The 6,309-nt window shown below is 44.3% G+C and carries 5 protein-coding genes and 1 pseudogene; 5 read left to right on the forward strand and 1 reads right to left on the reverse strand.

Annotated elements, in window-relative coordinates:
- Positions 1–26 precede the first annotated feature (26 nt).
- Complete coding sequence (locus IQ242_RS13745) at positions 27–1,079, forward strand: LOG family protein (protein ID WP_193960347.1); 1,053 nt, start codon at positions 27–29, stop codon at positions 1,077–1,079.
- Between the two features lie 3 nt (positions 1,080–1,082).
- On the opposite strand, the gene IQ242_RS13750 is transcribed toward IQ242_RS13745, so the two are convergent.
- The gene (locus IQ242_RS13750) at positions 1,083–1,472 is read right to left on the reverse strand and encodes a hypothetical protein (RefSeq protein ID WP_002733765.1); all 390 of its coding nucleotides are present in this window, start codon (positions 1,470–1,472) and stop codon (positions 1,083–1,085) included.
- Between the two features lie 160 nt (positions 1,473–1,632).
- Here IQ242_RS13750 and queA point away from each other — a divergent pair, with 160 nt between their 5' ends.
- The 4 genes and pseudogenes from queA to IQ242_RS26185 all read left to right on the forward strand — a co-directional run.
- Positions 1,633–2,730 carry a tRNA preQ1(34) S-adenosylmethionine ribosyltransferase-isomerase QueA gene (gene queA / locus IQ242_RS13755; RefSeq protein WP_193960348.1) on the forward strand — a complete coding sequence of 366 codons (1,098 nt, stop codon included), beginning with the start codon at positions 1,633–1,635 and terminating at the stop codon, positions 2,728–2,730.
- A gap of 164 nt (positions 2,731–2,894) precedes the next feature.
- Positions 2,895–4,604: a serine protease gene (locus IQ242_RS13760; protein ID WP_193960349.1), complete on the forward strand. Its 1,710-nt coding sequence runs from the start codon at positions 2,895–2,897 to the stop codon at positions 4,602–4,604.
- Positions 4,605–4,795: 191 nt separating this feature from the next.
- The gene (gene gcvT, locus IQ242_RS13765) at positions 4,796–5,902 is read left to right on the forward strand and encodes a glycine cleavage system aminomethyltransferase GcvT (RefSeq protein ID WP_193960350.1); all 1,107 of its coding nucleotides are present in this window, start codon (positions 4,796–4,798) and stop codon (positions 5,900–5,902) included.
- A 141-nt stretch (positions 5,903–6,043) separates the two neighbouring features.
- Positions 6,044–6,220 (forward strand): annotated as a pseudogene (locus tag IQ242_RS26185) (RNA-guided endonuclease TnpB family protein); the annotation flags it as partial.
- Positions 6,221–6,309: the final 89 nt, after the last annotated feature.

Here is a 6,309-nt window from a genome sequence, read left to right on the forward strand (position 1 = left end):
CCCTAAAACCCAAAACCCAACCCCCAATGGACAACTCCTATTCTGAATTAACCGAAGACTTGCTGAAATTGGTGCAACATTTACCCCACTTGAAAGATGGTAAATGGATTCAAAGAGCTCTGGAAGCAATAGTCAGAATTGCCGAGGAGGAAATCGATCGCCTGGATTGGAAAATTTTAACCTATGCGATCGAAGATCTAGAAAAGGGATTTCAGGTATTTTACCCCTACCGTCACATTCGTAAACTGACCATTTTTGGCTCGGCACGCATCAAACCCGAGAGCAGTGAATACCGTCTCGCAGTAGAGTTCGCGCGCTGTATCAGTCAATACGGTTTTATGGTGTTAACCGGTGCCGGGGGTGGCATCATGCAAGCAGGGAATGAAGGCGCTGGACGGGAAAATTCCTTCGGATTAAATATTCAGCTACCCTTTGAACAGGGGGCTAATCCCTATATCATAAATGATGCCAAATTAATCGATTTTAAATATTTCTTTACCAGAAAACTATTTTTTCTGCGGGAAAGTGACGCAGTAGCTTTATTCCCCGGTGGTTTCGGCACCCAAGATGAGGCCTTTGAGACGCTTACCCTCTGTCAAACCGGTAAATACGGACCTGCACCCCTAGTATTAATTGATGAGCCTGATGGGGACTACTGGCAAACTTGGCAAGCACAAATTAGTGAAAATCTGCAAAAAAGAGGACTGATATCCGCCGAAGATCGGAATTTTTATACTATTACCAACGATCTAGACCACGCTTGTCAAACAATTCGCCACTTTTATCGGGTGTATCACTCCAGCCGTTTTGTGGGAGAATCCTTTGTTATTCGCCTTAATCACGAACTAAGCGGGGAACAGATCGAACAAATTAACCAAAACTTCGGCGATATCGTAGTTAAGGGGAAAATCGCACCCAGTCAAATTCTAGAACGAGAGAATCGGGATTCCAGCCACCATTTACCCCGTCTAGTTTTTTACTTTAACGGCAAGAGTTATGGACGCTTGTATCAATTAATTGATCACATCAACGATTTAAGTCCTGTAGTGACCCTCGAAGAGCATCCCGAAAGAAAATAAACCCTAGGCTAGAGTTTCCGGACAGTATCCTAAACCCTTAGTAAATTGTTGCCGAAAAGCCTCTATATCTTGCTGATCCGGGGTACCATGGGAGACGATCGCCACTTGGTAACGACGCATGACATCAATCGGGGATTGTCCTGTTTCCAAACTCCAAAAAACCATCTGGAGACGCATTTCCGGTTGATAGGGAATCCCTAACTCATTCATGTAGGCGCGAAAATCCCCGTGTTGGCAAGGAGTAAGCATTTGATTAAACTTGACCTTGACCACCCAACCGTTAATCTGATGGATAACCGTCATCACGGAGGAGGGTAGATGAGTCATCGATCGCAGGTATTCGGTGACTCGTAGCGTTAGACTAGCGTTAGCAAGAAAATAGAGATAGTCCATAGTGGCCGCTGGGATGTTGGCTAATAGTCACGATTAGTGTTATATCTCTAGTCTGACGATAAACCGTTCCAGATACCAAGGGGAGAAATCCCCGATTTAGTGAAGTTCGCCTGGGTAGAATTACCCAACTTTTGCGAAGATCTTTATGATGATAATGACGATGATCCCTGACCAATCACTCTCCAGCTACGATTATCACCTTCCTCCGGAGTTAATTGCCCAAAATCCCGCAGAACCCCGAGACAGTTCCCGTCTTTTGGTGGTAGATTCTCCTAATAGTCATAATTTGGCTATTTTTCGGGATTTACCCACTTGGTTAGAGCCGGGGGATTTGCTGGTTCTCAACGATACTCGCGTGATTCCGGCCCGTTTATTTGGCCGTAAAGTCACGGGTGCCCCCGTAGAAATATTACTATTGGAAGAACAGGATGACCATCGTTGGTTATCTCTGGTGAAACCGGGAAAACGCTTTAAAGTCGGTTCAGAAGTCCTTTTTTATCCGAAAACAGGGCGAACGGAAGACCAAGCAAAATTATGGTTAGCGAAAGTAATCGATCGAGATCTGAACACCAGTGGTCGTCTGCTGGAATTTCAACGTCATCCCGGACGCAGTTTTTGGGATATGTTGGAGGAGTACGGTCATATTCCTTTCCCCCCCTACGTCACCGAATCAGAGGCGGAAGAAGACCGTTATCAAACAGTTTACGCTGATAAACAGGGTTCTGTGGCCGCTCCCACGGCCGGATTACATTTTACTCCCGAATTATTCCATAAGCTCGCCCAGAAGGGTATAGATACCGCCTATATCACCCTTCATGTGGGAGTGGGAACCTTTCGTCCCGTGGAAGTGGAAAATATTACAGAACACCTAATGCACCGGGAATTTTTGCAGATTTCCGCCGAAACTGCCGAAAAAATTGCCCAAACAAAGGCTAGAGGTGGCCGGGTTATCGCCGTAGGAACCACCGTAGCTCGCGCCTTGGAAGGGGCAATTAAAGAAACTAAGAGCGATAAATTAACCGCTTTTCAGGGAAAAACCAATTTATTTGTCTATCCGGGTTATCAATGGCGGGTTATCGACGGCATGATCACTAATTTTCACCTACCCAAGTCCAGTTTGATGATGTTAGTCAGTGCCTTAGTCGGACGGGAAAGACTACTGGCATTGTATCAAGCAGCTATCCAAGAGCGTTTCCGTTTCTATTCCTTCGGTGACGCTATGTTAATCCTACCCAGCGCTTGCAGCAGTAACCAGTAAGTAGTTGGACAAAATTACATCCACACCCTAGAAAGAAGGAGGAGCAGAACTGCGGAAAGGGCAACAGGAAAAAGGTAAAAATATGTGTAAGCGGCCCGCGCATCTAAATTGGTCTAGGTCGATTATCGAACCATCTCTAGCCTGTTGTCTATCCTAACCAAGAAATGAAAAGAAAAGATATTAAAATTGGTCGCCGCTATTCTAGCAAACCCCTGCAAATATTTTTAATTATTGCCTTCACCGTCGCCGCTCCCTTTGCTATTTTTTATCTTATTGCCTTGGCCTATCTCTGGCAAGGCGATCGACTTTTGGCCGCGGGGGAGAAGGAATCGGCTCTGTCTGCTTACCGAACAGTTTTATCTTTTGACGAAAATTCAGTCCAAGCCCATATAAAAATCGCTCAGGTCTTACAAAGTCAAAAACGCTATTCTGAAGCCTTAGAAGCCTATGATCGTGGCTTTATCGTTAATAATAAACCACCGATGGAACCCTCCCAAAGTAATTATTTAGTGGCTTTGGGGGATATCTTCGCCCAAGAGGAAAAATGGTCAGAGGCGATCGATGCTTACCAAAAAGCAATGATCATTAAACCAACTTTTAAAGGGCAATTTCAGCTAGGAAAAGCTCTCTATAGTTTACAACGTTGGGATGAGGCGGCGAAAGCTCTGCAAGCAGCGGTTTTTCTCGATCCTAGTCAGGGAAAAGCCTATTTTTATCTGGGAAAGGCCTACAGTGAACAGCAACTCTGGCCAGAGGCCAGTTATGCCTATCAGCAAGCTCTAGAATTGATACCTAGTCAGGGTGAAACCTACAAAAAATTAGGAGAAACCCTAGCAAAACAGGGAAAATGGGAGGAAGCAGAGCAAATATATCGACAGGCTTTAATTTACGCCCCTAAAGATGGGGATATTTATAATTATCTGGGCGAAGCTTTAGCGGAACAGGGAAAACTAGGGGAAGCCATGGCAGTTTTTCAACAGGCGCGGCAAATTAGCCCCAAAAATGCCAATATTTACGAAAATCTTTGTTATACCTATATCGATAGTGGTCAGATCGATGAGGGTCTAAATTGGTGTCGGCAGGCCGTAGAAATCGATCCCAATTTATCAGAAGCTAGATTTATTTTACAGGAAATCCAACGGGGACGATTGATTCATGATCATCCCGAATTATTAAAAATGCCAGAGATAATTCCCAGTGTTAAGAGTGATCCTCTGGTGAATTTAAAACGCTCAATTGTTAAAATTGTCATTCGCGGCAAAAATAACAATGGTATCGGCACTGGTTGGTTATTAAAACGAGATAAAGATAGAGCTTGGATCGTGACTAATCGCCATGTGGTGACGAATTCCCGTCAAGAAATCGATGCAGAGGCACGCGTTTTTGTGGAGTATTATAGCCAACCACCCCAGGGAAAAATTCGCAAGCGTTCAAAAGCTAAAATTCTCCACATTACCCCAGCTAATGACTGGCTCGATTTAGCAGTCTTAGAGGTAAAAAATCCCCCCCCAGATTTAAAACCTTTAGCTTTAGCACCCCTACCAATTGCCCCTAATCAACCAGTAATCTCGATCGGTAATCCTTTTAATCAAAAAGATTGGACTGTCAGCAAAGGCACGGTTAATGATAATAATGAAAAATCCTTAAGTTTATCCATGTTTGTCGTTTCTGGACAGTCGGGAAGTCCAGTTTTAAACGATAAAAATCAAGTGGTGGGAGTGATTTCCCAAGCGAGTTTATTTTGTGATAATCCCTCCACTCCTAAACCCCTAGAAAATGCCGTTAAATTAGGCTGCGGTTTCGCAATTCCCATTGACAGAGTGCGAGAAAAGTTAAGGGAGTGGGGAACTTTTTCAGTAATCAGTAATCAGTAATCAGTGGATAGTGGATAGTGGATAGTGGATAGTGATCGATCACTGTTTACTGGTCACTGGTCACTAATAACTGATAACTGATAACTGGTCACTGATAACTGATAACTGGTCACTGATAACTGATAACTGGTCACTGATAACTGATAACTGCTATGCTACTCTAGGCAGACAACCATTCGATCAAGAACACCGTGGCTAACCAAGAAGCAACTTCCCCCGCTATTCGTACCCCCTTATACAATTTAATTGCCCAACAAACCAGCAAATTTACCCCTTTTGCGGGTTGGGAGATGCCGATACAGTTTAGCGGCTTAAAAATCGAACATAATGCTGTCCGCAATGATGTCGGGATGTTTGACATCTCCCACATGGGCAAATTTATCTTAACTGGCGATAATCTGGTTCAATCTCTCCAAACCCTAGTTCCCTCTAATTTAGCCCGTTTAAGGGCAGGAAAGGCACAGTATAGCGTTTTACTTAACCCGGACGGTGGCATAATCGATGATATTATCTTTTACTACCAAAGCGAAAGCCAGGGCCTGTTAATTGTTAATGCCTCAACTACCGATAAAGATCGAGAATGGATTTTAGGCAATTTAGAGGGATCGGGGGTCAAATTAGAGGATTTATCGCGAGAAAGGGTCTTAATTGCCCTGCAAGGACCCAAAGCATCCACAATTTTACAGCCCTTGATCGGGGAAAAATTAAGCGATTTTGGCCTATTTAATCACTGGGAAAGCCAGCTTTTCGGGGAAAAAGTTTTTATCGCCCGGACCGGTTACACGGGAGAAGATGGTTTTGAAATTATGGCCGCTCCTGAAATCGGACAGCAACTTTGGACAGAATTTTTAAATTTAGGGGTGACTCCCTGCGGTTTGGGGGCCCGGGATACCCTGCGTTTAGAGGCAGCTTTAGCCCTTTATGGACAGGATATCGACGATAGCACGAGTCCCCTAGAGGCTGGCTTAAATTGGTTGGTTCATCTGCCAGAAAAAGGCGATTTTATCGGTCGCCATGTCCTCGAAGACCAAAAACTTAATGGTGTCAATCGGCTCTTGGTGGGATTGCAGATGTCCGGCAAACATATCGCGCGTCACGATTATCCGGTAGTATTCGCCGGGGAAGTGGTGGGTAAAGTCACCAGTGGCACTTTATCACCAACTTTAAACACAGCGATCGCCTTAGCCTATCTTCCCACACCTTTCGCCTCGATCGGACAAGCGATCGAAGTGGAAATCCGCGGCAGCACCTACCCCGCTACCGTAGTCAAAAAACCCTTTTATAAAAGTAAAAAGTAACGTAACTACCGAGGTCTTGACCGAAAATTTGGGTACAAACCCCGCCCTTTACTGTAGGGTCGGGCGGCTTTAAATAAATATGTATTGTCAACTTAAAGAATTTTGTGTTAAGACATTGATACTCGGTCGAGCAGTGTCAAAATGTTTGTACTAGAATACAAAGTTAAGCCAAAACCTAATCAGATAGAAGCCATTAATGAGGCAATACGGACAACCCAATTTGTTCGGAATAAAGTCCTGCGTTATTGGATGGATAATCCGGGTGTTGGCAAAACAGAGTTATTTAGGTACAACACAGCATTAAGGAAAGAGTTTAAATAGCTGGTTATAATTAAATTAAAAATGGATTTTAGGTTCGATCCCCCCTGCCCCCCTTGATAAGGGGGGTGCCGATCCCCCCTTAGTCC

This window comes from Microcystis sp. LEGE 08355 (genome assembly GCF_015207185.1).
Lineage (GTDB): Bacteria > Cyanobacteriota > Cyanobacteriia > Cyanobacteriales > Microcystaceae > Microcystis > Microcystis panniformis.

Bases quoted from the DNA above. Each gene is read 5' to 3' on its own strand.
- IQ242_RS13745 (WP_193960347.1), top strand. From the start codon at position 27: ATGGACAACTCCTATTCTGAATTAACCGAAGACTTGCTGAAATTGGTG.
- IQ242_RS13750 (WP_002733765.1), bottom strand. From the start codon at position 1,472: ATGGACTATCTCTATTTTCTTGCTAACGCTAGTCTAACGCTACGAGTC.
- queA (WP_193960348.1), top strand. From the start codon at position 1,633: ATGATCCCTGACCAATCACTCTCCAGCTACGATTATCACCTTCCTCCG.
- IQ242_RS13760 (WP_193960349.1), top strand. From the start codon at position 2,895: ATGAAAAGAAAAGATATTAAAATTGGTCGCCGCTATTCTAGCAAACCC.